The 25,236-nt window shown below is 48.6% G+C and carries 20 protein-coding genes, 1 tRNA gene and 1 pseudogene; 13 read left to right on the top strand and 9 right to left on the bottom strand.

Annotation, left to right across the window (positions count from 1 at the left end; all coding sequences use genetic code 11):
- From NTV65_00580 to NTV65_00565, 4 genes are all read right to left on the bottom strand, one after another.
- A partial coding sequence (locus NTV65_00580) for an alanine--tRNA ligase-related protein (GenBank protein ID MCX6113697.1) occupies positions 1 to 788 on the bottom strand: 788 nt, incomplete at its 3' end.
- Between the two features lie 92 nt (positions 789 to 880).
- The gene (locus NTV65_00575) at positions 881 to 1,534 is read right to left on the bottom strand and encodes a hypothetical protein (GenBank protein MCX6113696.1); all 654 of its coding nucleotides are present in this window, start codon (positions 1,532 to 1,534) and stop codon (positions 881 to 883) included.
- 140 nt (positions 1,535 to 1,674) lie between these two features.
- Positions 1,675 to 2,403: a response regulator gene (locus NTV65_00570; protein MCX6113695.1), complete on the bottom strand. Its 729-nt coding sequence runs from the start codon at positions 2,401 to 2,403 to the stop codon at positions 1,675 to 1,677.
- A 134-nt stretch (positions 2,404 to 2,537) separates the two neighbouring features.
- A complete protein-coding gene (locus NTV65_00565) occupies positions 2,538 to 3,113 on the bottom strand; it encodes a M48 family metalloprotease (GenBank protein MCX6113694.1) in 576 nt (191 codons plus the stop codon).
- A gap of 309 nt (positions 3,114 to 3,422) precedes the next feature.
- Here NTV65_00565 and NTV65_00560 point away from each other — a divergent pair.
- From NTV65_00560 to NTV65_00540, 5 genes and pseudogenes are all read left to right on the top strand, one after another.
- Positions 3,423 to 3,942: pseudogene (locus NTV65_00560) on the top strand (hypothetical protein).
- A gap of 346 nt (positions 3,943 to 4,288) precedes the next feature.
- Entirely contained in the window at positions 4,289 to 6,025 is a 1,737-nt protein-coding gene (dnaX, locus tag NTV65_00555; GenBank protein ID MCX6113693.1) for a DNA polymerase III subunit gamma/tau, read from the top strand.
- Between the two features lie 29 nt (positions 6,026 to 6,054).
- Positions 6,055 to 6,393 carry a YbaB/EbfC family nucleoid-associated protein gene (locus tag NTV65_00550; GenBank protein ID MCX6113692.1) on the top strand — a complete coding sequence of 113 codons (339 nt, stop codon included), beginning with the start codon at positions 6,055 to 6,057 and terminating at the stop codon, positions 6,391 to 6,393.
- 29 nt (positions 6,394 to 6,422) lie between these two features.
- Entirely contained in the window at positions 6,423 to 7,031 is a 609-nt protein-coding gene (recR, locus tag NTV65_00545) for a recombination mediator RecR (GenBank protein ID MCX6113691.1), read from the top strand.
- 95 nt (positions 7,032 to 7,126) lie between these two features.
- Positions 7,127 to 7,202, top strand: a tRNA-Asn gene (locus tag NTV65_00540).
- A gap of 131 nt (positions 7,203 to 7,333) precedes the next feature.
- Here NTV65_00540 and NTV65_00535 read toward each other — a convergent pair.
- Positions 7,334 to 7,645, bottom strand: coding sequence for a hypothetical protein (locus NTV65_00535; protein ID MCX6113690.1), 312 nt, complete (start codon positions 7,643 to 7,645; stop codon positions 7,334 to 7,336).
- Positions 7,646 to 7,852: 207 nt separating this feature from the next.
- Between NTV65_00535 and NTV65_00530 the strand changes: the two genes are divergently transcribed.
- Positions 7,853 to 8,548 carry a site-2 protease family protein gene (locus tag NTV65_00530; protein MCX6113689.1) on the top strand — a complete coding sequence of 232 codons (696 nt, stop codon included), beginning with the start codon at positions 7,853 to 7,855 and terminating at the stop codon, positions 8,546 to 8,548.
- Here the strand turns inward: NTV65_00530 and mutM are convergent.
- Positions 8,522 to 9,349 (bottom strand): bifunctional DNA-formamidopyrimidine glycosylase/DNA-(apurinic or apyrimidinic site) lyase, encoded by an 828-nt coding sequence (mutM, locus tag NTV65_00525; protein MCX6113688.1) that lies wholly within the window; start codon positions 9,347 to 9,349, stop codon positions 8,522 to 8,524. The two genes, NTV65_00530 and mutM, sit on opposite strands and share 27 nt — an antisense overlap.
- Before the next feature lie 145 nt (positions 9,350 to 9,494).
- On the opposite strand from mutM, the gene NTV65_00520 reads away from it, so the two are divergent.
- Genes NTV65_00520 through NTV65_00510 form a run of 3 tightly spaced genes read left to right on the top strand, consistent with a single transcriptional unit; the run spans position 9,495 to position 12,062 of the window.
- Positions 9,495 to 10,946 carry a FapA family protein gene (locus NTV65_00520; GenBank protein MCX6113687.1) on the top strand — a complete coding sequence of 484 codons (1,452 nt, stop codon included), beginning with the start codon at positions 9,495 to 9,497 and terminating at the stop codon, positions 10,944 to 10,946.
- Between the two features lie 5 nt (positions 10,947 to 10,951).
- Positions 10,952 to 11,449, top strand: coding sequence for a CBS domain-containing protein (locus NTV65_00515; protein MCX6113686.1), 498 nt, complete (start codon positions 10,952 to 10,954; stop codon positions 11,447 to 11,449).
- Between the two features lie 22 nt (positions 11,450 to 11,471).
- A complete protein-coding gene (locus NTV65_00510; protein ID MCX6113685.1) occupies positions 11,472 to 12,062 on the top strand; it encodes a nucleoside deaminase in 591 nt (196 codons plus the stop codon).
- Positions 12,063 to 12,331: 269 nt separating this feature from the next.
- Here the strand turns inward: NTV65_00510 and NTV65_00505 are convergent, their stop codons facing one another.
- Positions 12,332 to 14,389: a sodium-translocating pyrophosphatase gene (locus NTV65_00505; GenBank protein ID MCX6113684.1), complete on the bottom strand. Its 2,058-nt coding sequence runs from the start codon at positions 14,387 to 14,389 to the stop codon at positions 12,332 to 12,334.
- Positions 14,390 to 14,589: 200 nt separating this feature from the next.
- Positions 14,590 to 16,263, bottom strand: a complete 1,674-nt coding sequence (ettA, locus tag NTV65_00500; GenBank protein ID MCX6113683.1) for an energy-dependent translational throttle protein EttA — start codon at positions 16,261 to 16,263, stop codon at positions 14,590 to 14,592.
- Between the two features lie 812 nt (positions 16,264 to 17,075).
- Here ettA and NTV65_00495 point away from each other — a divergent pair.
- Together NTV65_00495 and NTV65_00490 are read left to right on the top strand one after the other, a co-directional pair.
- Positions 17,076 to 18,431, top strand: coding sequence for a hypothetical protein (locus tag NTV65_00495; GenBank protein MCX6113682.1), 1,356 nt, complete (start codon positions 17,076 to 17,078; stop codon positions 18,429 to 18,431).
- 3 nt (positions 18,432 to 18,434) lie between these two features.
- Positions 18,435 to 19,364: a membrane dipeptidase gene (locus NTV65_00490; protein MCX6113681.1), complete on the top strand. Its 930-nt coding sequence runs from the start codon at positions 18,435 to 18,437 to the stop codon at positions 19,362 to 19,364.
- A gap of 61 nt (positions 19,365 to 19,425) precedes the next feature.
- On the opposite strand, the gene NTV65_00485 is transcribed toward NTV65_00490, so the two are convergent.
- Entirely contained in the window at positions 19,426 to 20,499 is a 1,074-nt protein-coding gene (locus tag NTV65_00485) for a class I SAM-dependent methyltransferase (GenBank protein ID MCX6113680.1), read from the bottom strand.
- Between the two features lie 580 nt (positions 20,500 to 21,079).
- Between NTV65_00485 and NTV65_00480 the strand changes: the two genes are divergently transcribed.
- Together NTV65_00480 and NTV65_00475 are read left to right on the top strand one after the other, a co-directional pair.
- The gene (locus tag NTV65_00480) at positions 21,080 to 23,200 is read left to right on the top strand and encodes an MMPL family transporter (protein ID MCX6113679.1); all 2,121 of its coding nucleotides are present in this window, start codon (positions 21,080 to 21,082) and stop codon (positions 23,198 to 23,200) included.
- 367 nt (positions 23,201 to 23,567) lie between these two features.
- Positions 23,568 to 25,236: pilus assembly protein (locus tag NTV65_00475; GenBank protein ID MCX6113678.1), on the top strand; the 1,669-nt coding region annotated here is incomplete at its 3' end.

The raw sequence follows: 25,236 nt of genomic DNA, 5'->3' as shown, positions 1-25,236 counted from the left end.
ATCTTAAAAACATCGGGCTCATTAAGTGTCGCAGCAACCAGTCGCTCAAGCCCTCCACCGAAATCAACGTTCCTTTGAGAGAGCTCGCTAAGCGAGCCATCGGCCTCTTTCTTGTACTGCATAAAGACCGAGTTACCGATCTCAACGAAGCGCCCACAGTCGCAATTTACGTGGCAGCTCTCGCCAAAAGCAGAATTGTGGCTAACGTTGGGATACTCAAAGAAGAGCTCGCTATCAGGCCCCCCGGGCTCTCCTGCCGGCATATTTTCAGGCTCACCGGAGCGCGACCACCAGTTCTTGCTGGCAGGGTAGGCGAATATGCGCTCGCCCTCCTTGGCATCGATACCGACCGTCTGATAGAGCTCCTTCCAGATCTCTATAGCTTCGGTATCCTTTAAAACGGAGCCCTGGCCCTCAAATACCGAGACATAGATACGGCGCGGATCGAGGCCAATCTCCTTGGTAAGGAATTCAAACACCCAACGTAGCTGCTCACGCTTAAAGTAGTCGCCGAGCGACCAGTTCCCTAGCATTTCAAAGAAAGTCGTGTGGCGGTTATCCCCAATCTCCTCCATATCCTGGGCACGGAACGATTTCTGGCTATTTACCAGGCGCTTGCCCTCAGGATGCGCCTGTCCCAAAAAATATGGCACGAGGGGTTGCATACCGGAGGAGGTAAAGAGGGTGCTAGGATCGTTATCTGGAATAAGGGAAACGGAGGGGATTACTGAGTGTCCCTGCTCCTTAAAGAAAGCTAGATACTTGCTACGAAGTTCAGATGTTTTCATAACTGGAATACTCACAAAACTGGGCTCATATAAGGCTCCAGTACTAGCAGACTTATAGCAAAATTTGTGTGCTGTACAAAGGTTGCTTTTAGCTAGGAGATTAGCTTGGCATTTAAGCGCGTAAAATCAAGCAATTTGGCGATGTCCATCATCATATTTGAATCTTCGCAGCGCTCAATCGAGAGGTTAACAAGCCCCATCTTTTCGATCTTAAAGAGTAGCGAGCAGCGTCCTTGCTCTGAGCGGTAGTACATAGCTGGGAGGCCACTAAAGCTTAACTCCTCCTGAGCAAGAACATTTAAGGTAGGGGGCTCATATCTATTAAACTGTGCCATGGTTTTATTCTCAGCCATTAAGTAGTAGTTGGGATGCGGCAGGATGATATCAAGGGTGACCCGGCGTCGATTTAAGTCTAAGAAACGGGCCTGTGCGGAGAGATTCTCCCTGGAGCGATTCGTACCTAATATAGAAAGTTTGTATTTTGGAAGATTCGCACCGATCCAGCTAAAAAGGAGCTCCGGGCCATTGCCGGTACTCCAGAGGCTTGTAAAATTAGCACGGGGATCCATGCCTGCAGTAAGTGGATTTTCCCTAGTCTGTGATTTTTTAGTTTTACTACTAGACCGGCTGCCGCGCATGGTAGCAGCAGTTACCTTCTCCATCGCGCTGGAGCTCTGAACATCGCGGAGGGTCTCTGCGAATGAGCTTGGTGCTGAAAGGGAGCCACAGCAAATAGCCGCCACCATTATCAACAGGCTATTGAGTATGCTATATCGTACCAGAACTTTATTCATAGCGCTTGCCTAATATCAAAGTAGTTATAGCACATAATACATGCTGGTTTCAAAGGGAGCTTTAGACCCTTTGAAGATCTCTAATGGTTGGATTATTTCGTAACCACCTCATCGCTACTTCTTCCATGAGAGAGACGTTTTCTTAGTCGGCCTAGCCGTGAGGCCGGCCCATGGCTTTTGGCGATAGAGAAGCGCTCCAGGGCCTCAATCAGAGCATCCTCTCCCCCTTTGGCAAAGGTGTGCGCTAGGTCCGAGGCCCGTCTTAACGCCGACATAGCACGTGGGAGCTCGCGAGTGGCAGTTTCGAATTGTAGCGACTGTCTGTATGTGATCGCCAGCCGGTCGAGGCTCGAAAGCATGATTGCAACGAGTACCTCGTTACGATCTTTAGCTTGTAGAATCGCCTCGGCGATCGGCTCGCCCTTGGTCGCCATGAGGACCGCTTGCTCAACGCTGTCAAAAGCGAACGGTTTTACCAGATAGCCCCTGGCACCTAGTACGAGTAGGTCAAACACATCGTCAACGCTTGGATTGGCGGAAGCTGGTATGGCGATGATGCGTGGATCGATCTCTAGTATCTGCATCAACCACTCCTTCATCGGATAGTTCGATTTTTTGGCGTCAAAAACAACATGGGTAAATCTGCGACCATCGAATTTTTCAAGCGAGGCATGGTGCGAGGGCGCGTCGGTAACCGTCCCAAAGCCGAGCGCCTTGAGGGTGGTGCGTAGGTGGTTACGGTCGAGCGCATCTGGCTCGACCACCAGGATACGTTGAGCCGCTCTTTCAAGAGGGCTCATTTCAACGGCGCGTTCTTTCATACTAAACTTGGCATTATTCGTGTGGGACTCAGCATACTTACGGCAGAGCGTTGCAGCAGCCCTTTCGCCCTATCCATAGTATCGGCAGCTTTAATACAGCTCTTAAGGGCTTATATAAGTAGCTGTTACCCCTCTTATCCGCAGCTTTTTTGGGCGTTTTCGTGCAGAGCTTGCAAGCGGGGTGAGATGCTAACCAGGGATGCCAGCAGGGGGGTTGCAAGGCGATTCAGGACGGCTGCGCCAGCGCAGGGATTAAACCCCAGACGGGTCGACATGAATAGCGCAAGACGATCGGCTGCAATCTCTTCGCGCACTCCAGAGCCGTGACTGTGATGGAGAGCTATATGTGCCATCTCGTGCGCGAAGATGAAGGCCAGCTCAGATCTATCCAGTACTGTATAGAGCAGATGAGTTGTAACAACTATCTCACTTTCCCGCAGTACAAAGGCGTTCACCTGAGAGGAGTTTTCAATCTTTAGTCGCGCAGCGATAGGCATTCCGCGAATTTGATACGATCTCAGTATCTCATTAAAAAGTTCAGCAACACTCCCTTTGCTGTTAAGAGTAAGACTGACAGGAGGGGACTTAGCTGAAGATAGCTCAATGTCAAAGTGGTCAAACATCGAACAGGAGATCCTTGAGGGAGCAAGGGATACCGTGCTGGGAGAGATCTGAACGGTATCGTTGGAATCTGCCTGGGCACAGAACATGCTTATAAAAATAAGCAAAATAGAAAGAGCATAAACATGGGGTAAGAACAGCGATTTGGAACGAGCTTTAGTAACTCGCATGCGCGTACCTATCAGATCTAAAACGATAAAAACCTAAAAACAGCATCCGAGTGACCCAAGAGCTCCCTAGCCCCTCAAGGAACGCTCGCACTACCTGGCCCAATCATGTAAGATTAAGATGCCAGAGAACCTTCATTGATTATACCATGTAGGGAGCTTATTCCCCAAATAGCCAATAATACGATGGGACAGCAACGAAAAAAAGAGATGCGTAGGGAGATGCGCCTAATGCTCGCCAATCTTGATAAGAGATGGGCGGAGGTTGCGTACAACGAGTTATGTGCGCAGCTTGTAACGCTTGTTACGGGCCAGCTCTCTGTTCCGGTTCAACATATTTTGTGTTGGGTACCCTGTTTCCCTGGCGAGGTCGACCTCGCCCCATTTATCACAGAGATGCTAAAGAGTGAGCGCAAGGTGTACCTGCCAAGGGTTGAGCAGTATGAGGGGCGCATGTCCTTTGTTCAGATAGGCGAAGATTGGGGTGCTAAGTTGGTGCCTGGGGCTAAGGGAATTCTTGAGCCACCTCTAGGATCAGGGGAGATATTTAAGCCCGAGTACTCAGAGGATGTGGCGGTTATGGTTCCAGGACTGGCCTATGACCGCTCTGGGAAAAGTGCGAGAGGCTTCTAAAATAGGGATCTGTTGGTCAATGCAGGTTGTTCACGATACTCCTACCGATGCGCACGATGTACCGATGGATTGGATCTGTCATGAACGTGGTGCTTTCAAGGTAGAGCGAGATTTATAACGGTCGTGTAACTGGTCACAGTAGTTTAATGTCGCGATTCAAGCTACTCAGATTACGGCGAAGTTTCATAGGTAATTCGATTGGGCGTCCCCTGATCGGGGACGACAGATTTTGTGACCAGTTAATGTTTTCACCCCCACCGCATTGCTGCGCCAGCAGCTTGCGCTGCTGGACGGGCTCCGCAAATCGGCCCCTTAGGGGCTATTGAGTGGTATTACCGTATGCGAATATTTCTGGAATATGCTGACTAGTTACGCAGCATTTATTATATAGGCAGGGAGTCGCTCTGTGCGGTATAAAATCGTTTGGCGTACTCAGCGCCCATGTTTTTATGTGGATATAGGCCGTGTCATACTTAGTTCTTGCGAGAAAATATCGCCCAGTAGGGTTTAGTTCAGTTAGTGGTCAGGAGCACGTCACCCGCACCCTCTCCAACGCCATTCAGCGCGAAAAGGTCGTACATGCATACCTCCTGACCGGCCCACGAGGGGTTGGAAAGACCTCGGTTGCGCGCATCCTTTCAAAGGCTATTAACTGTCAGGCAAGCAGTTCAGCCGAGCCGTGTCTTGAATGTCAAAGCTGTAAAGAGATCACCGCCGGTACGAGCATGGCCGTGAGAGAGATCGACGGAGCCTCGCATAACAGCGTCGATAACGTGCGCGATCTGATGGACTCCTTTAAGGCACTTCCGCCACCAGGCTATCGCTACAAGGTGTATATCATCGACGAGGTGCACATGTTGAGCATCTCGGCCTTTAACGCGCTCCTCAAAAGCCTTGAGGAGCCACCTCCAAATACGGTCTTTATCCTCGCCACAACCGAAGTTCATAAGATTCCTGACACCGTGATATCACGCTGCCAACGACACGATTTTCGTGCGCTCAGTGTACAAGTGATCGAGGATCGTTTGGCGCAGGTCTGTAGAGAAGAGGGTATCTTGGCCGATCCAGAATCGCTGCGCTTAATCGCGCGCCTCTCTGATGGCTCCATGCGCGATGCGCAGACCTTACTGGATCGTGTGCAGAGCTTCTGTAGCGGCCCAATAACGGCGCAAGATACGAGCCGTGCGCTTGGGACGGTGGAACGACGAGCGCTAACAGATCTTACTCAGAGTATCCTTAAACGCGAAGTTTCTCAGGTGCTCGCACAGGTTTCAGAGCTTTTTGCCACAGGTATAGATCCAACAACGTTGCTGCGAGAGTTCGTTAACTATTGGCGTGAGCTATTCGTGGCGAAACTTGGTGGTGAATCAAGGCTTCTGATAATGGGCCTTGGGCAGGATTCGATAGTGGAGCTTTTGCGGCTCGTCTCTCCACTTGAGGCGGTCGATATACAGGACCTCTGGGATTTAGCGCGTGAGGGCTCAGATCGTTGCATGCGCTCGGCGCATACCCGCTATAGCTTTGAGGCGCTAGTGGTGCGCATGGCAACACGCCAGCCGGTTGCTGAGATTGGCGAGATAATCGCTCAGATAACAAGCGCAATTGAGCCAGTAAGGAATAGTGAACCTGCTAAGAACGGCTCAAGTTTAAGAGCTACGGCGGTGAGCGAGGTTGTGGGAGGCGATTCAAATAAGCCTGCTGTCACTGCGTTGCAAGCACCTACGGCAGCGCCAGTGTTGCAAAATGCCGCTGCCGCGCCAGATTTGCAGGTATCTGGCGCAGCACCAGCGCGGCAGCTACCTAGTATAGCAATTGTACTGCAATGGGATGAGTTCCTAAGGAGCGCTGGGGTCGGTTCAAATAAGCTCTTTATTGAGAACCTAAAGCGAGTTCGTGTGACGAGATTTGAACCTGGAGTGATCGAGGGAACCGGCCCAGAGTTTAATATAAATACGATTAATCGCGAGAAGCGAAAGTTCTCCGATCTTCTTAATGAATTTTTGCATCGCAAAGAAATGGCGGGAACCCCTAACTGGAAGATTACATTTATTAAGGGTCAGGGGGCGGCTGATAGCGTAGTGCAGGAGACCAAATCCAAGGTCAGAGCGGAAAGCGAGGAGATCCAGTCGCACCCAGCGCTTCAGAGCTTGCAGAAGATATTTCCCGGCAGCAAGGTAGAGCAGGTACGAACAAAGAGCTAATTTTATAGATATCGTTAGTGAGGTGATGTATGGCGAAGGGGTTTAACGGAGTTCCGGGTGGTAATATACAGGGCCTGATGCAACAGGCGCAGCGCATGCAAAAGGATATGCAGAAGGCGCAGGTTGAGGCTGAGGCCTTTGAGGCTGAGGGAAGCGCAGGCGGCGGCGCAGTTAAGTGCAAAGTAAACGGCAAATACGAGATTCTGACCGTTGAGATTAAAGCAGAAGCGGTTGATCCTAGCGATGTTGAGCTGCTGCAGGATATGATACGAGCGGCCACAAACGATGCGCTTGCCAAGATTAAGAGTAATTTTGATCAAAAGCTCTCTAGTGTGACCGGCGGTGTCGGTGTACCTGGGCTTTTTTAGGGTCTACTACAGTTTACTTATAAGGACCAATGCTGGCATTTCCTCCTGCTCTACAACGGTTAATCAGGGAGCTTTCAAAGCTCCCCTCAATCGGTGAGAAGACCGCAACACGCCTGGCCTATCACCTGGTTGCCAACGACAGAGAGCTCGCGCGTACTCTTGGAGTTGCGTTGCAGGGTGCGGCTGCGCAGGTGCAACTTTGCCAGCGCTGTTTCTTTCTAAGCGAAGAGCCGTTCTGCTCGCTCTGTAGGAATCAATCACGAGATGGCACGATCCTCTGCCTTGTTGAAAAGCCTGTCGATCTGGTCGCTATCGAACGGGGAGGGGAGTTTAAGGGGGTCTACCACATTCTACATGGCCTGTGGGCGCCGCTGCGTGGACAGGGGCCAGAGAACCTGAAGTTAAAGGAGTTGATGGCGCGACTCTCTATTGAGCCAGTTAAAGAGGTTATCATCGCTACAAGTGCCACTGTTGAGGGGGACGCAACGGCGCTCTATGTAGGTCGGTTGCTGGCAGAGGTGGGGATTAAAGCTACCCGCCCCGCGCAGGGAATTCCGAAGGGGGGAGAGCTTGAGTACGCCGATGATGTAACCCTCTCACGGGCCTTTGCAGCACGCAGTACGTTGCAGGTTTTCTAAGACTACCGGCATATTTTTGGCTGTTTTTAAGCCGTTTAACCCACTGCTTGTGTTGACTTTACGGGGCTGTAAGGGAATTATCTTAAGGCAACTGTTCCCCGGTAGCTCAGTTGGTAGAGCAGGTGGCTGTTAACCACCGTGTCGGGGGTTCGAATCCCTCCCGGGGAGCCAGATCTAAAAATTCTGGCATTTACCAGATAGTATAACAACTTAGACTGGGATCGTAGGCTTACAAGCCGACGGGCAGTTGTTGTTGGTCCTGTTGTTGGTCCTGTTGTTGGTCCTGTCGGTGAACTAGGTGGCTAATGCAGTTTAAGCAGCAGCCGTTTAAGTACCATACTTTGTCGCTGAAACTGCTCAAGATGGCGTTGCATCTGAGAGAGCGACTTGCTTGATTCTGCGGCGTTTAAAGCTGAATCAGTGCTGTTTGTGGCGTGTGCTTGCTCGAGCTCCTCTAGGCGCTCAACGAGCTCCTCTAGTGCGGTCAATGGATTAGCTGCCGCGTAGGCCGGTTGGTCCTCATCTTCAACAGAGCTCTTTCGATCTCGGATTACCTCTATTTCTATCTGGTCAACAAGTTTTGAGCGCTTCTCTTGCTCTTCATGTGTACTCATAGAAACTCTTTCGCCTCGTTAGACATGGCAATAGAGGTAATCAGCAAGATCCGTTCTCGGATCGTAGGATATACGCTAAATCTAGTAAGCGCTTGCTAACACTATTGAAGGGGCAATTGATACCCATTTAAATTGTGGGCCTCTAGGCAAAAATTACCTAGAGGCTCTAGTGCTTACTATATAGCTAAGGTGCTAAGACTAGTGCCCATGTCATCAAATTTTCTAGCCCTTGCTCCGATCTGGTACGTTGCTTTTCTATTTAGCACCGTATGCCATGAAGCCGCACACGCCCTTGTAGCGAAGTGGGGAGGCGACCCAACAGCATACGCAGGGGGTCAGGTTACTATCGATCCTATTCCACACCTTAAACGGGAGCCTTTTGGCCTTATAGTTATACCCATTATAACGCTGCTCGCCTCAGGGGGTGGGAGCATGTTCGGTTGGGGCAGCGCTCCGTTTGATCCATTCTGGCAGATCCGTTACCCACGCCGCGCGGCGTTGATGGCACTAGCGGGCCCGATTGCTAACTTTCTGCTGGCTATAGTAGCTGCCTGTTTGATGTATATCGGACTCTCCAGTGGATATTTCGAGCTCTCAGTAACAGCGCTAGTTTCTGCGTCGGATGGCGGGATGCTTGAGGGAGTTGCGCAGCTACTCAGTATTCTATTTACCCTTAACATTATCCTGGGGGTGTTTAATCTTATCCCTGTACCACCACTTGATGGATACTCGGTACTCGGGCTCTTTTTACCTGAAGAGACCTTCCTTAAATTTCTTGAGGTTGTGCGTAATCCAGCCTTCTCGCTCTTTGGGGTCCTGATCGCCTACCAGCTCTTCCCGGTGCTCGTGTACCCGGTCCTAACCTTCGCCGTCAGACTATTTCTTAGCCCTCTTCTTGGATAGGCATTGGCAAGTTGGACAGATATGGGTGCCGCGCTGACCAACAACCAAGCGCTTAATCGTAGCGGCACAGCGCTGGCAGGGCTTACCAGTTCGTCCATATACGATCGGTCGATACATTCCGTTATCTACAACTCCATCACCAAAATCAGTGCCCTGCAGTAAGATAGCCTGCGAGAGAGTTTCTCTAATCGCATTATAAAGGGGCGCAATTTTATCTAAAGGGATGCGGTAGCTTTGAGTCTCTGGATGAATCTTAGCTTTCCACAAAGATTCATCAACGTAGATATTTCCAAGCCCTACGATCAGACCCTGATTAAGAAGTAGGGGCTTAATCGCACCCTTTCTAGCCCGCAGCATCTCTGTGAGTATCTCTAGGGTAAATTCATTGCTGAGCGGCTCTACCCCTAACTTACCGACCACCTTTTCAGGCGAGGCTGTCAGGTACATACGACCAAACTTTCGAGTGTCATTAAAACGGAGGCTCTTTCCGTTACTTAAAAAAAGGATGACCCGATCGTGCGGAGCAATGGGCACAGTGGCTGGATGTATATCTAGTGAGCCGCTCATCCTCAGGTGGGTATATAAAAAGTATGGGGGCGTTGAGGTAGTTCGTATCCCGATAAACTTTCCACGGCGAAAAACCTCTGCGATCTTTGCTCCAACGATCTGACGCTTAAAGTTGCCAGGCTTGTTAAGCGCGACCGTACGCGCCCACAGCACCGTGGCCTCCATAATGGTTAGCCCCTCAAGGTGCTCCTTAAGGTTTCGAACCGTTGCTTCAACCTCAGGTAGTTCAGGCATACATGGTTTTAAAAATTAGCAGTAACAAGGACGTATGGTTAGCCTATCTTAGCAACTTTTAGCGCCAATAATCTCTGGTAGCCCTTCATTTTATCACTCCGCTGGCCGATCTTATAATAGAGGGGGAGTAGTTCAATAAAGGGTTATGCGAGTCATTCATAAGGCACAAAATAACGCGATGTTCCTAGAGTTGTCCACTTCAGACGACAAGTTGAAGCTTTTCGCGCGCGTAACGCCTCAAGATGGCTATGCAACGGCTAGTGAGGAGGACCTCAAACGCGAGATCTTAGCGGTAACCCCCGAGGAGCTGATAGATCAGAGGGTACTCTCCGATATCATAGAGGAGCTTCGACGGGGTAATGGGTGTGAGGCGCGGCGCGTTGCAAAGGGTACTGCGCCGGTTTCTGGAAGGGATGGCAAGCTAGTGTGGCTCGTACGACGATTTTCTCCCGGTAAGGCCGAGGATATGGAGCGCGAGTTCGTTGACTTTTTTACCCTAGGACTTTTTGAAAATATCGCAGTCGGGTGTGAGGTAGCGCGGGTCTATAAGCCGAGCACTGGAATAACTGGCAAGGATGTTCTTGGAAAGCCGCTCTCTGCTCGAGCAGGTAAGAATCTCTCTCTGCGCTTCGATAAGACCATAGAGCTGAGGCAGGTGGATACCGAGGAGGCCTATTCCACACTTGTTGCGACAATTAATGGGTATGTGCACGAAGAGGGCGATAAGTTTGGTATAAAGGATACCCTCAACATACCGGGTAATCTTGACTACAGCATGGGGCACCTCGATTTTATCGGCAGTGTAAAGATCCAGGGAGATATACAGAAGGGCTTTAACATTAAGGCTAGAGGAACGATTGAGGTTTTAGGATCGGTTTTTGGCGACAATATTCTTACCAGCGATTCATCAATTACCATTAAAGGGCTTCATTACGGTGGCAAAGCCTCGTTTCTTTCGGCAAAAGGCGATTATACGGCTGATATTGCCGAAAAGGTTTCAACCGAGGTTGGTGGTAATATTACGATAGGCCGAGAGGCTAGAGATTGCAGTTTGCACACCTCCTCTGCGGTATTCGCATCGCATGCGAAGATTATTGGGGGCTCCGTCTGGTGCGTGAATGGTTTTGAAGGGGCGGCTGTTGGTAACGGAAGTGGGGTAAAGACCGAGATCGAGCTACGTAACGAGCTCGAGGTTACTAAGGAGTATAGAAAGTTAAGCGAAAATGTGCAGAAGCATGAAGAGGCAGCCGCTGCCCTTGAGCTCCATATCGGACCCTATCTGAAGAATCGTAGCCGTGTGCCGCTTTTAAATAATCAGTTCAAAATAAAGATAACAGCATTACTTGATAAGTACGATCAGGTTCAAAAATCGCTGCAAGTTCTCCATAATTCTGAGAAGAAGTTAAGGGATGCAAAGCCTATTGAGTCTAGTGCGAGCGTAAACGTGCTTGAGACCATGTACAGTGGAGCCGTACTCAAGACCGGCAGTAGCGCTTTCGAGATAAAAGATACGCTGGCCGGACCGCTCAGCTTTAAACCGACAGAGGACCGCAGTAGCTGGAGTACCGAACAGTTTAAGGCCTTAATTAAAGGGTGATAGATATGGAAAAGAGAGATCTACTTTCGAATATTAATTCAGCTAGAGCGCTGGGCCTGCAATTGATACCACCAACGTTGCTGAGTGATAGTATTGGCTCAATCGGGCTGAAGACTCCCATTGTGGTTGGTCCTAAAACTAATTTAAAGGAGTGTGTCGCAATCCTACAGAAGCATAGGATCGGAAGTCTGCTTATTACAGATGATGATGGGAAGCTGATCGGCATCTTTACGGAGCGAGATTGTATCCTTAAGGTAATGGATAAGGTGGAGTCGCTTAGCGCGGCCATGGTCGAGGATTTTATGACCAGGGATCCCGTACGAGAGTCCCCAGAGGCCTCTGTAGCTTTCGCGCTCAATCTGATGTCGCACGGTGGGTTTCGTCACGTTCCTATAGTTGATCAGGATGACATTCCGATCGGGATTATCTCGGTTAAGGATGTAGTCGATCATATAGTTAAGTGTATGCTTGAGGCGATCTACAAGGCTTGCGAGACAGAGTAGAGCACAATTTATAAGCACTAATATGGAACGATTTCCCGCCGTCACTCTTAAGCTACCGGATTGGATAGATGAGATAGCGCGTCCGGGCGAGATCTTCGTATCGCTGGAAGAGCGGATGCGTTTTGTCATCTCACTGGCCGCTAGAAATATAGAGCGCGGCACCGGTGGGCCATTTGGAGCCGCTGTTTTTGAGGTTGCAACGGGTGCTCTGATAGCTCCCGGTGTTAATATAGTCGTCCCACAAAGCTGCTCCGTTGCGCATGCTGAGGCGTTGGCGCTTATGGTCGCCCAAAAAATGCTCGGTACCTTTGATCTAGGTGCCCCTGGTATGCCAAACATGGAGCTAATAACGACGGCGCAGCCCTGTATTCAGTGCTTCGGCAACGTGTGGTGGTCCGGTATCAAGAGAGTAGTAACCGGCGCATCTACGCAACAGACCGAGGCTATCGCCGGATTTCGTGAGGGGCCGGTGCCGCTAGATTGGGCTGAATTGCTTAGAGATCGTAAACCGAGCATTGAAGTTATTGAGGGTGTGCTTGCAGATGAAGCCTGTCAGGTTTTGCAACGCTATAAAGAGAGCGGCGGATATATATATAATCCGGATAATGCATAAAAAAAGGGCCACCCGCAGGCGGCCCTTTTAAAGGTTTAATGTAACTATTCACCCGGGCAGATCCGTGTGCGTTAGCCCCTATCAAGGGGCGAGTTTGCGGAGCAAACTGGGGTGAAAACAATAACTATTCACCCCAAAATGAGCGTCCCCGATCAGGGGACGACAAGAAAGGGTGGGTCTTTAGGGCCGATCGCAAGATCGAATCATTTTAATCACCGACAAGTTTATACGGGGTGAATAGTTACGGTTTAATCACTAACTCGCTACTACTAGAGCAAGGGTGCTATCAGAAGCGCTAGAATTGACACCATCTTGATTAAGATGTTGAGCGATGGTCCCGAGGTATCTTTAAACGGATCCCCTACGGTATCACACACAACAGCTGCCTTATGGGCATCGGAGCCTTTCTTCTCACCCTCAATGAGCCCCTGCTCGATGAACTTCTTAGCGTTGTCCCAGGCCCCGCCGGTGTTCGACATGAAGATTCCAAGCACAACACCAACTACGGTGGTTCCAAGGAGTAGCCCGGCAAGCGCCTCTGGGCCCATGATGAATCCAACCAAAAGCGGTGTGATGAAGGCGACTAGACCAGGGGCGCGCATCTCGGAGAGAGCTGCCTTGGTTGCGATCTCAACACAACGGGACACGTCGGGCTTAACGCCCTCTCTGCCCTCGAGGAGTCCAGATATCTCACGAAACTGTCTGCGAATCTCAGTAACGATTAGCCCAGCAGCCTTACCAACCGACTGCATGGTGAAGGCCACAACGAGACATGGCAACATCGCGCCGAGAAAGACACCCATAACGAGCATCGGATTTGTGATGCTCAGGTCGATCGTTCTGTTTGCAGCGGTAAAGGTCTGTGTGTATGCACCAAACACCGCTAGAGCTGTAAGCCCAGCAGAGCCGATAGCAAACCCCTTGCCGATAGCGGCGGTGGTATTACCGAGAGCATCGAGCTTATCTGTAATGGCACGCGTCTCTGGACCGAGGTGCGACATCTCTGAGATTCCACCAGCATTATCAGCGATCGGGCCGTAGGCATCGATCGTCATAATGATACCCGTAGTTGAGAGCATCGCCACACCCGCTAGAGCAACTCCGTACACGCCACCGAAATAGTTTGAGATAAGAACCGCTGCAACGATGAAGATTAACGGCAATGCAACGCTGCGAAAACCAACGGCGATGCCGTTGATCATACAGGTAGCAGGGCCGGTCTTAGCTGCGTTAACGATCTCAAATATCGGCTTCGATGAGGTATAGTACTCAGTGGCTAATCCAATACCGATACCGCACATGGTGCCGAATATAACTGGCAACCAGAGCGTTACGTTAACCGGAGTTATCATGAAGAACCCAAGGCTGAACCCGAGAAAGAGTAGGGATGCGATCAGGATCGACATACGCAACGCCTTCGCAGGATCCCCATCCTTAAGCAGCGACATCCACTTGATCGCGATAAATGATGCGATCGTCCCAAGCAGCCCGAGTATCAGCGGAGTAGCCATTAGCCACTGGCGATATTCAGTTATGTTTGAGGTCGGCTGGAAGCTGGTTATCTTGCCGATTAGATCGGGGCTTAACGTTGCTGCCAACGCTATGCAACCGATTATGCAGGTAACGTAGGACTCAAATATATCTGCGCCCATGCCTGCCACGTCACCAACGTTATCGCCGACGTTGTCAGCAATTACGCCAGGATTACGAGGGTCATCTTCCGGAATACCGGCCTCTACCTTGCCTACAAGGTCGGCACCTACATCGGCGGCTTTCGTATAGATACCACCACCTACGCGAGCAAAGAGAGCTACAGAGGAGGCGCCCATTGCGAAGCCGATAATCGGCTCATACGCCTCTGGGGTATTGAAAATTAGGCAGAGTATGCCAAGGCCTATCAGGCCGAGCGCTGCTACGGTTAGTCCCATAACTGCGCCACCGTTAAAGGCGATCATAAGCGCCTCACCTGGCTGCTTATTAGAAGCGGCGTATGCCGTTCTTACGTTGGCGATAGTGGCAGACTTCATGCCGAGATATCCGGCTAGAAGCGAGCTAGCTGCTCCAAAAACAAAGCAGAGCGCAGTTGGAAACTTTAGTGCCCACCAGATGCCTAAAAAGGCGATGATGATAAACACCGACAGGTACTGCGCCTGTTGTTTAAGATATGCGTTAGCGCCATCACGAATCGCAGTACTAATTTCCTGCATACGGGAGTTGCCAGCAGGAAGAGCCTGAATGCCAACGTACATCCTGTAGGCAAGTAAGAAGGCCACCAGTCCAAATGCCGGCGTGGCCCAAGTTAATAGAAAGTAGATCGATTGCTGCATGGTAAGACTCAACTCACAAAAGATATGGTTTGACTTAAGACATGGTCGTAAGTAACGGTGTCCTAAGTGCTTGAAACAACAAGCTGACGGATTGTAGCCGTTGTATCGGAGGAGTCAACTTCAGGCAGAATATTTCAGAAAAAGCTGCTAGGTAGCTAATCTCACTAGCATTTCCTCGAAATATGCGCGTTTGGTTTGGTCTAGTGAGTAAGCTTTCTGTATTTAATGCGGTGCGGAGTTTCAGCATCAGCGCCGAGCCGTGTTCTACGGTCGGCCTCGTACTCCTGATAGTTGCCCTCAAACCAGACGACCTCGCTGTTGCCCTCAAACGCGAGGATATGGGTCGCAATTCTGTCGAGGAACCAACGATCATGGCTTATCACGACGGCGCAGCCTGCGAAGTTTAGCAGGGCCTCCTCTAAAGCACGCAGGGTATTAACATCGAGATCGTTAGTGGGCTCATCGAGTAGGATTACGTTCCCACCTGAGCGCAACATCTTCGCCAGATGAATACGGTTGCGCTCACCTCCGGAGAGGGCGCCAACTAATTTCTGCTGATCCGCTCCAGCAAAGTTGAACTTCGCTACGTAGGCGCGGGCGTTGACCTCTTTATCGCCAAGCTTAATCAGATCTAATCCGTCCGAGATCTCATCATAGACGCTCTTCTTGTCGTTTAAGGTATCGCGACTCTGATCGACGTAGGAGAGTACAACGGTTTCGCCTACCTTAAAGCTGCCTGCGTCTGCCCCGTCCTGGCCTGTAATTAACCTAAAGAGGGTCGTCTTGCCTGCACCGTTCGGCCCTATCACACCAACGATACCGCCGCGCGGAAGGTTAAAGCTAAGGTTTTCAAAGAGCATGCGCTCGCCGTAGCCCTTGGAAACGCTCTGCGCCTGAATGACCACATCCCCCAGACGCTTGCCTGGTGGAATGAAGATCTCAAGCTCTTCGATCTTGCGATCCTGCTCAACGTTGAGCAGCTCGTCATAGGCTTTAATACGTGCCTTTGATTTTGCTTGGCGCGCGCGTGGTGATTGTCGGATCCACTCTAATTCTCGCGCGAGGGTTTTCTGTCGCTTTGATTCACCCTTTTCTTCAAGCGCCAGACGGGCGTGTTTCTGTTCTAGCCAGCTTGAGTAATTTCCCTCCCACGGCACGCCGTGACCACGGTCGAGCTCTAGGATCCATTGCGCTACGTTATCGAGAAAGTAGCGATCATGGGTGATGCACACCACCGCGCCCTTATATTCGTTTAAGTGGCGCTCCAGCCAGGCGACCGACTCAGTATCGAGATGGTTCGTTGGCTCATCGAGCAGTAAAAGATCAGGTTTTTGCAGCAGTAGTTTACAGAGCGCCACACGACGCTTCTCACCACCCGATAGGTTTGCAACGGGGGAATCGCCCGGGGGGCACCGCAGGGCATCCATTGCGATCTCAAGGGTCCGGTCGAGCTCCCACGCCCCCATGGCCTCTATTCTGTCCTGTAGGGAGGCCTGTTTGTCGATTAGGCGCTCCATCTCATCGCTGGAGATATCGTCACCGAGCTTGGCGCTGACGGCTTCAAATTCAGCGAGTAGGGAGGCGGCCTCATGGCAGCCCTCCATTACGTTCTCCTTAACGTTCTTATCTGGATTAAGCCGCGGCTCCTGCTCAAGATAACCGACGGTTAGGTTAGCGCGAGGCATTACATCGCCACTAAACTCCTTATCTAATCCGGCTAATATCTTAAGAAAACTCGACTTTCCTGAGCCGTTAAGCCCCACGACGCCGATCTTTGCGCCCTCAAAGAATGAGAGCGAGATATCCTTAAGTACCTGTTTACCTGGTGGATAAACCCGATTGACGCGATGCATTGAGAAGATAATTGGTGGCATTTCGTAACGATACAGGGCAGAGCGGCTCAGGAGCAAGGGTGGGTGCGAATAAAATCGGAGAGAGGGGGCGGAGAAAGGGGAATAGAGAGGGGGGATAGTGATAGGGATAATGGCGGCAGGTATATGAATAGTGGGTTAGCACAGAGCATCTACGTGCGCGATCGTCCGTAGTTTCGACTTCTGATAGCTGGATCTATTTTGATTATCAGGAGGAGGACCCTGATCGCTGGTCATCTCAGTCCGTACCAAGTTCCTTTGCCTATCCCGTTTTTAGCAAGGTAATTTTTATCAGTCAGGTTGCGAAAGTGTAACGTATTACGGCTAACGCCAGTTAATCGAATCATATCACCTATCGAAACACGCCCATGCTGACGAGCGTGATCAATAATTTATAGATAGGAAAATCAATTGATTTTCCGTAAGTTCCTGACATGTAGTTGAGAGCTGTTATATGCCCCTTATGCTGGCGCAGTAAGGCTGAGCGTATATGCCCGTGTTGATTCGATAGGCTATAAGTTGCCCAAAAAGAGGGTAGGACTAGACCTGACCTGTGCTATTTTAAGAAAATTGAGAGATTGAGGAAACTTTTACTTTTTTTGGTCGATACTGATGTGAAGTCCTGAAAGCAAATGTGTACTAAGCTAATCTAAGTGCGCTGAGGCAGCACTGAGGCCGAAGTTTAGTCCCGGGTTTCTCCTGACAGGCATATGACTCAAATTGAACTGATAACGCGAGATTTATGTCCTAATCTTAGCACGGCATCTATAGCGCGGCCGCAATCCGCTACATTTTCAGTTGTTCTGAAAGGCGGCATGTCGATCGATGAGCTTACTCGGTTAAATAGTGCCGGTTTTTCTGTTATACGAAGTTCTCATGCTGGAAATTTACAAGCATCGAATATCGTCGCGGCGCAGAGCGGGGTTACGTTTCTGATGCATGAGCTTCTTTCAGTAGACGAAGAAAATTACTCCCCAGGAAGCCAGATTATTGGCGGTAAAAAAACTCATCTTTGTTCGCCAAGCAATAAAGTTGCCCTATGGCAAGATTGTGAGGGCGTCGAGTGGAGAGGCGAAGGGTTCACTTCCCCAATCCATGTTCATCTATCAGCGACGCAGAGTTATTGGCCTAATTCGACGTCATTAAGTGAGTTCATTCTTAAGCTGGGGAAAGACCAAGTAGAGAGAGTGCTTGAGCGGTTTATTAGCACAGATCGGGAAGTTGCCCACGCATTCATTGATGAGAATGGGGAGAAAATTCCCCTGGTTAATTTGAAAAGTGAGACAAGAGCCATTAACATTAAGTTTGCAGAAGCAAAGGAGATGCTATTAGGCCACTTTCAGATGATATCGGAAAGCATTAGGTGCGACCGCAAACCGACAAAAACTATCATGCCGGATACCGCATCCTTGATCGTACTTTCTACGATCGTTGATTTACTTGATCCGAAGAAGCGCTACGCACAGCAAGACGACGAACCTGCAGAAGTCTACCATCTTGCGGGAGTGCAAATGGTCAACTATTTGATAAATAATGGGCGTGTTTCGGCGATATATCTTGAGAGAATTACCGAGCTCTATCGTATAGCTCGAGAGGTAATACCTACGTTACCTGAGCACGTGATCTTTAATTTGGTTCCGACCAGCCATGTTGGGAAATTTATTTCGGTGGGAGGAAGTGAAAAAATGGAAAGAGTATTCTTGTTAGCGCGAAAATCTATCGCTTCCCGAGCTGAATTGAATACGGAAAAGCAGGCGCTTCTCAAGGAATATCAATCAAAGCTTGTTAGTACCACGAGCTATCAAGAATTTCATGAGTATATGAGCGTGGTAACGAATGATTTCCCTGCAGTGGCGCAAGAGGTTACGAAAAACTCGAAAAAGTTCTCAGCAGAAGAGTTCGGCAAAGATCCAACTAAAACCAAAGGAAGGCTTGTCGGCCTGATCGCGCTCAAGCTAAGTTCTGAAAAAATAGTAAAGGTTAGCGAGGCACTACAAAGCATTTCTGCTGAAATGCGTACATTGCGTGAAGAGGGGGCGATTTTACCGCGACGACTTTCTCAGTACGATGTTGCAGATACTCAATTAGCTCGAGAGCTTATTCCCATCTGTGTAAAGAATCTCTCTAGTAGCGAATTCTCTGAGCTAATTGGAATCATCTCGAAAGCTTAGATCATGGACAAAATCGATCTCCACAATGACCTTCTTAACTATTTGCTTATCGATTCGCAGCGAACTCCGTATGATGAAGGCCTCAAATGCTCGATTTCGCAGATGATCAAGGGTGAAATTAGGACACAGATATTGGCTGCGTTTTCTCTTACTCCCTCAGATCCTCGATCGCTTTCTATCCAGTTCGCGCGCTATTTAAAGCTCCGTTCGTGTAGGGAAAGCTTAGCTAAGCAAATTCAATTTCTTTGGGCGATTGAAGATGCTCAGCAACTGACTGGAGATTCTCCTCTGGGAAAAACAGTTGAGGATAAAATTCAGAATTTCTTAAGATCAAACAATGCGCCCGTGTATGTCAGCCTTACCTGGATTCATGAGAATGAGTTCGGGGGGGGAGATCGGACTAATGTGGGCCTCAAACCTCAAGGGTCTCAGCTTCTTGAGGTTCTAGCTGCAACGAACACGACTATCGATCTGAGCCATGCCTCGGACCGGCTAGCTTACGACATAATTAATTATCGCGAGAAAAAAGGTCATCAAAATGGGTTGATTATTAGCCATACCAATTTTAGAAGTGTGCACAATGTGCCTAGGAATGTTTCAGATGAGATTGCTCGCTACATACTGAAAGTAAACGGGCTGATTGGACTCTCATTTTCAAAGAGTCAGCTTGGTATTCGCGACCGATTAAACACCGAAGAACACTTTGGGTATGCTCTTTCATTAGATAAAAAGTTTGAAGAGGTCCTCTGCCTGGGGGGAGATATCTACCATCAGGAGGATGTTCCCCAGGCGCTTCGGAAAGCAACAAGTAATTTTTATCCAGAGCTTTCGCAATCAGGTGATTACATAACCTTAAATGCACTCAGTCCAAACTTTCTTTTTGCAAATGCTCATCGGTATCTGAAGAGAAACAATTTTATCGCGGCTGATTAAATATTTCGATCAACTTATTTCGATCAATTATGACTTGTACGTCGCTCGGAGGCTTTTAGTTCTATAAAGGAATGGTTGGGACTAATTCTCCGAGTTCTGTAGTTGCAAACTGCTCTGGTACATGAGGGTTTTCCAAGAAGGACAAGAATTTTTCAATTGAGTCGGCGTCGTTTGAAGCTGCAATGTGGTAGAAGTTTAAGCTGTTCCATATCAAGTGCACGTGTTCGAAGTGTCGATAAGCGACCCGTGTAAAAGATTCGATCGTTGTTTGCCCCCGCTCCATCGTTTCAATAATATCGCTTTTTTTCTTCGAAATTTCCTCAGCACTGAAGTAGAGCGACTTAAAGTTTGTATCCTTAATGCTTTCTCGTCTGAGATATTCAGCTTGATCACGGTGATTCATTTTCTCGAGAAAAATCATAACTCCCTTAGGCTTGAGTAGGCGCTTTACGTAGGCAATCTGTTCGTCTCGAAAATTGCCGTACATCTGAAAAGTCGTGTTTTCCCAAATGACATCAAAGCCGCCGGAGAAATGACCATACCGTTGTTTAATCAGAGAGGGCGTAATATCCGCAAAGCAACCTTTGTAGAACTGCGAATAGGAGTGACTACAAAGCCTCTTAAACTCAATCTCGTTGGCTTCATTCGGTGAATCAGTCAGCGTATAAATGCGACCTGCTGCGTATTCAGCGAGTGTTCTTGCGGCAGTTCCGTCCGCTGAGCTGGTTTCATAGAAACTAAATGGTTTGTTAGATGTCTCTGTCGTTTTCGCGAGCTTGTTCACGGCAACGCCAATCCGCACTAGTTCCTCGAGAAGAAAAGGAATGCTTGCGCAGCCGTGTTTCAAGAATGTGCCGAAGTTTCTTTTGAGAATGTCGTGATAGTCCGCTAATTCTTGATTCTGTTTCAAGAATTCAGGGGCGGCATAGATCTCTTTTCGAGGTCGTTGGGTAAGACCAGAGGCAATGCGCTCAAACACAGGAGCTAAGTTAGTGACCCGTGGACCACGGAGCAGTTGTTGCTTTATCTCTTCAAAATCGTAATTTTTACCACTTATTGCCCGAGGAGGAAATACCCCCTCAGCCAGTTGGCAAGATTGTTCTGTTTTGGACTCGCAAAGCATTTGAATGGCCATTGGATTTGATAACTTCCCAGATTTCGATCGCGCATTGCCAAATGCCTCGTTCTTTGCGCGAACTACTCTTTGGTATCGCCATCTCAGGTGGAAAGTTTCGTGTAAATTTGAAAGGATAGGAAGATCGAGTCACTTTTGGTAAGTATTTGCTCCGAGGTGCAGAGTGGTTCCCGGGAGGATTTTGTAAGCGTGGCCGCGACCGCCGCACTTCGAGAGTGGTTCTGGTGCATGTTGGGTGAGGGAATAGGGTGTAAGTCTTGAAAAAAGGAGCAATAGTATAGACCATCTCAGCAGGTCCGAGAGAGTGAGGAAATGATGTTGCGCTGAGTTGCTCTGTGCTACGCGGTTGATGGACTAGAAGTAACGCCGTACAAATGATCGCAAATGATCGCAAATGATCGCGCGAGAGGATCTACGCTATCACATCCGCAGTGAGGAGCTCTAGTTTATGGAGCTGTGCAAGCACCATTAGCAGATCAGCTACTTGCGCAAAGTAAATTGATCTTCCTATCCTTTATTCGTAAATTATATTTTAAATATCTGCAGATAAAAGCTTAAAATAGCGCCTCTTTTATAGAAAATGTCAAACCTAAAAAAATTAATACTCTGGCTACTAGTTAGCTCTTTACTCGGCGCTGCTGGGCTAACACTGGGTATGAAAGTCATTATTCCCGGCCCATCATCAAAAGCAGCGCTGCTGCTTAACAGTGGGGAGCGGATAGCACTGGATCATAATTTAGCGCCAAACGACGGACTGATTGTCATTATATCATCTTTAAAAGGCGATATTGATGACAGTTCAGGTAGGCAAGCTATTAACAAACTTATCACACGACTAAAAGCTCTGCGCATGTCCGATAAAGACTTGCCACTTTTTACGCTTATAGAGTCAGCGCATGACAGCCTCAGCCTCGATTCAGAAACATTGATCTCAGAAGGAAAAACACATGCGCTGGTTATAGCGCAAAGCAGATCCCCAATTTTTAGATCCTCAAGGGAATTTAGCGCTATACCAGCTACTTTATTAGAGTGGCATCAAGAGCATCCTGAGTTCAAATATGGCTACTTGAGCCATGCAACAGGCGAGAGTGAGGTACTGAGCATGATTGCAAGAGATCTAGATCGCTCGCTTATATATACGACGCCTATTACTCTATTAATTTTAATCTGGGCTTTTCGATCTATTATTGCCGCATTAATTCCGCTCATAATCGCTGCAATCAGCCTTATCAGCTCCCTCGGACTAAGTGCGATAGTAAGCCACTATATCGGCGAGATCTCTGCGACAGCTTCACAGCTAGTAGTGCTGCTTGTGCTCGCAATAGGTGTTGATTATTCGCTTTTCTTTATCACTCGTGCGCGAGAAGAAATGGCAATAAAAAACAACCTGCTCGAAGCAATTCACATAACTAGAAAAACTACTGGAGTAGCTATTTTTTGGAGTGGCCTGATCGTTTCTATCTCATTAGTCGGGTTACTCCTAATGAATGATACGGTGCTTAACTCAATGGCAATCGTTTCGATTATTTCGGTACTTACCACTTTGACAAGTTGCCTCTATGCACTGCCTGCTCTACTAGCACTTTTCCCAAGCAGCCTTAAAGTACACCCTCAATTAGCAAGAAAAGACTCTGGGCGATCCTTAACGGAGTGGAGCCTCCGCACGCCTATCATTTCAGCAACTATACTTCTATCTGTGCTTCTATTCTTTTCATATTTTATGTTGCAGATAAATCTCGGCAACACCATGACTCCTGACACCTTACCGCAATCACTTCAGAGTATGCGAACTTATAAAACTCTTGAGCAAGAATTCCCAGATAAAGCGGGCGGTGATATATCGCTTATTCTTTACGGTAGAAATCTCCAAAATCTTGAAGATTCCGGCGAGATGTCACTGGCCTTAGAGCAGATTCGATCTGTAGGTCTCCGTGGTCCAATAAAAACAGAAGTTTCTGATGATTTTCAAGTTGAACGTTTTAAGCTATTAACTAATGGTAACGGGAATGACTTAGCAACAAAAGAAATCGTTAGGACACTAACTGATCAGACATTACCGAATATTTTTGAGCCTTTAAATATAGAAGCACATCTTGGTGGGGTTATTCCCTATACACTTAGCGAAGCGCAAAAGTATCTTTCACGGATGCCAATTGTATTTGCTACAGTGCTTGGATTGAGTTTTATCTTCCTGCTAATAGCATTTCGCTCAATCATTATTCCAATCAAAGCGATTGTTTTGAATATGCTTTCTACCAGTGCTTCTTTTGGGATTCTGGTATTAGTATTTCAATATTTTCCTCAAAGTATTTTATATACCGAAGTAATTGAAAGTTTTGTTCCCCCACTGCTTTTCACGATCCTGTTTGGACTTTCAATGGATTATCATGTTTTTATGCTTTCACGAATTTCTGAAGAATTTCACAAAACTCGGGATTCAAGAGCGTCAGTTAGGATCGGTATTCGCCAAACCTCCAGAACGATTACCAGCGCAGCTTTGATAATGATGTCAGTCTTTTTAGTCGCAGCGACATTAAAGTTGCCCGTGATGAGACAGCTCGGTATCGGCTTAGCTGTTGCTGTGCTAATAGACGCCACATTAATTCGTACTATTCTATTACCAGCAACGATGTTACTTCTTGGCCAGGCAAACTGGTATCTTCCTAAGTGGCTACGTTTTTTGCCTCGTGTTTCATTCTAATCATAGATAGGAATTGCGTCGTCAGCATGTGCTGAAAATGGCAATCTGGGGTAAATTATGTACCTTAAAATATGTAAAGGATCAGGTGAGACTTCATACTAGAGTCCGGCGTTCCTAGCGCTAGCCCTGGGAGCACGTTGCCCTTAAATACCTGTTTTGCTTGGTATATAAACCCGATCAATGTGAGGCATTGATGTAGATAGTTGGGGGGCATCTCGCAAAGGAGATCTGGAATAACCCCGTAGGGACCAGGCGCACACGCAACAATTTTCATAAAATTACGATTACAGCCAGCGAGATTGCTTTTTTTGTACTATTAGGGGCGCGGATCGGGTAGCCTCCGCCCAGTTATTTACGGAGATTCGCGATGCAGAGTTCTCGTATTAGCGAAAAAGGTAGCTACCTACTTGAGGTGGCGGTCGTTACCATGGGCCTGGTCTTCTTTATCGTCGGAGCATTCGACGTAGCGCGCATCTTTCAAGCGCGCGGGGCAGTTAGGGCCGGAGTGCGCGAGGGGCTGCGTTGCCTCTATCCAACAGATCATGGCTGCTCAGGGGTTGTCTCACCGGGGGCGTCCTCGCCATCGACGCTCTTTGATGCCTGGGTTTGGAAGAGCGGAATGCTATATGCTGTACCGCATCAACCGTGGACCGCGGCGGCCTCCTGGATAGCTGAGCCGGGTCTCGAAACCCCGCAGGTTGAACGGTTTATCCAGAGCGTCGATATAGAACAAAAAAACTACAGGTTTGAGCAGCAAGAGGTGCTTTATCCGGTACAGGCGCACTCTCCGTATCTGCTGCAGGTGCGATCACTTCCGAGGGTTGGTGGAGATCCCCTAAATCCAGGCTTCTTCCTTCCTGGCTCGAGTGGATCAACGAAGATGTTGCCGAATCAGACAGTTAAGTTAAACAATATCGATGTGGTGGCTAGCAAAAAGCTTGGTGATGGAACCCAATCCTATACCTTTAATATGATGGATGCCTGGCAATCCTCCGCTAGTGATCTGTTATTAATTAATCAGATCCAGAGTAGTAAGGGCGTAACGGTGCCCTGTTATTCCGATACACCACTAGAGAACTGGAACGACCAGACGCTACAGTGGTCGCAGGGCTACAACCAGTGTCAGTATCGAAAGCAAAACGCAGCTGATTCTGGTTACAATTCATTAATGAAGGGCGGAAAGCTCCACGCCCCACTGATGTTTCAGATCTCAGGTAAGGCCTCCGTAAGCAATAAGGCTACGGGTGGCACGCTTCTTATCTCCATGGAATGGAAGGATGCAGGTGGTACACAGCAGAATAATGATTTAGGTGGGCGGGTTTTTTCCGGTGATGGGAAAGCTAATTTTATTGTGCGGGGAGCGGCGGACTCCGATATCATTAATGACAAAGCTTATACAAACTACGAGAAGGAGATTAATGCTCACGGAACCCTACCCCTTATACCTTTCGATGCACAGGTAACCATTAAATTTGTTCTTAAGAGCAAAGATGGGCAGCAGGTCAAATGGGAGGGAGGGGAGTTGAAACTTTTTTATCCCGCCTTTAAATTTGTCCACGAAACCTTCGACTGTGACTATTCAGCAAATCCCGCCACCTGTGCAAAACCACCCGCATACGTGAAAACGCTTTACAATGAAGTCAACCTTTCACAGCAGCTAACGTTAAATACTCCACCCGCTGCGCTGTGTCAGAGAACGGTAAAGGTGGGATATGAACCCGATGCGAGCAGGCGTCTGAAAGAGATAAGTAGCTGCATCAGCACCACAGGGAGCTGCTCCTCGCGGTGTAAGGAGCTAGGGGTCTGTAATCCAGCACCGCACAGCTTCTGGACAGGTGACCTGCAACCCTCTGCAGCATGTGAGGTTATAAATAAGAATTACCTATGCGATAAACTTAAGAAACGCTATTTAATGGGGTGTGTGCCGCCTGATGATGACCCGAGCAAAATTCCCCCAGAATGTACTGTGTCAGATTTTAATCCGGTCCTAGATAAGCTTAGCAAGATAAACTACTCCCCTCAGGTAATGGCGGAGC

Source organism: Pseudomonadota bacterium (assembly GCA_026390555.1).
Lineage (GTDB): Bacteria > Bdellovibrionota_C > UBA2361 > UBA2361 > OMII01 > OMII01.
The sequence above is the reverse complement of the archived record's forward strand: the minus strand, read 5'-3'. Positions and strand labels throughout refer to the sequence as shown.

Bases quoted from the DNA above. Each gene is read 5' to 3' on its own strand.
- NTV65_00480 (MCX6113679.1), top strand. From the start codon at position 21,080: ATGTCAAACCTAAAAAAATTAATACTCTGGCTACTAGTTAGCTCTTTA.
- NTV65_00575 (MCX6113696.1), bottom strand. From the start codon at position 1,534: ATGGTGGCGGCTATTTGCTGTGGCTCCCTTTCAGCACCAAGCTCATTC.
- NTV65_00505 (MCX6113684.1), bottom strand. From the start codon at position 14,389: ATGCAGCAATCGATCTACTTTCTATTAACTTGGGCCACGCCGGCATTT.
- recR (MCX6113691.1), top strand. From the start codon at position 6,423: ATGCTGGCATTTCCTCCTGCTCTACAACGGTTAATCAGGGAGCTTTCA.
- NTV65_00515 (MCX6113686.1), top strand. From the start codon at position 10,952: ATGGAAAAGAGAGATCTACTTTCGAATATTAATTCAGCTAGAGCGCTG.
- NTV65_00520 (MCX6113687.1), top strand. From the start codon at position 9,495: ATGCGAGTCATTCATAAGGCACAAAATAACGCGATGTTCCTAGAGTTG.
- ettA (MCX6113683.1), bottom strand. From the start codon at position 16,263: ATGCCACCAATTATCTTCTCAATGCATCGCGTCAATCGGGTTTATCCA.
- NTV65_00535 (MCX6113690.1), bottom strand. From the start codon at position 7,645: ATGAGTACACATGAAGAGCAAGAGAAGCGCTCAAAACTTGTTGACCAG.
- mutM (MCX6113688.1), bottom strand. From the start codon at position 9,349: ATGCCTGAACTACCTGAGGTTGAAGCAACGGTTCGAAACCTTAAGGAG.
- NTV65_00495 (MCX6113682.1), top strand. From the start codon at position 17,076: ATGTCGATCGATGAGCTTACTCGGTTAAATAGTGCCGGTTTTTCTGTT.
- NTV65_00565 (MCX6113694.1), bottom strand. From the start codon at position 3,113: ATGTTCTGTGCCCAGGCAGATTCCAACGATACCGTTCAGATCTCTCCC.
- NTV65_00550 (MCX6113692.1), top strand. From the start codon at position 6,055: ATGGCGAAGGGGTTTAACGGAGTTCCGGGTGGTAATATACAGGGCCTG.
- NTV65_00570 (MCX6113695.1), bottom strand. From the start codon at position 2,403: ATGAAAGAACGCGCCGTTGAAATGAGCCCTCTTGAAAGAGCGGCTCAA.
- NTV65_00510 (MCX6113685.1), top strand. From the start codon at position 11,472: ATGGAACGATTTCCCGCCGTCACTCTTAAGCTACCGGATTGGATAGAT.
- NTV65_00490 (MCX6113681.1), top strand. From the start codon at position 18,435: ATGGACAAAATCGATCTCCACAATGACCTTCTTAACTATTTGCTTATC.
- NTV65_00485 (MCX6113680.1), bottom strand. From the start codon at position 20,499: ATGGCCATTCAAATGCTTTGCGAGTCCAAAACAGAACAATCTTGCCAA.
- NTV65_00530 (MCX6113689.1), top strand. From the start codon at position 7,853: ATGTCATCAAATTTTCTAGCCCTTGCTCCGATCTGGTACGTTGCTTTT.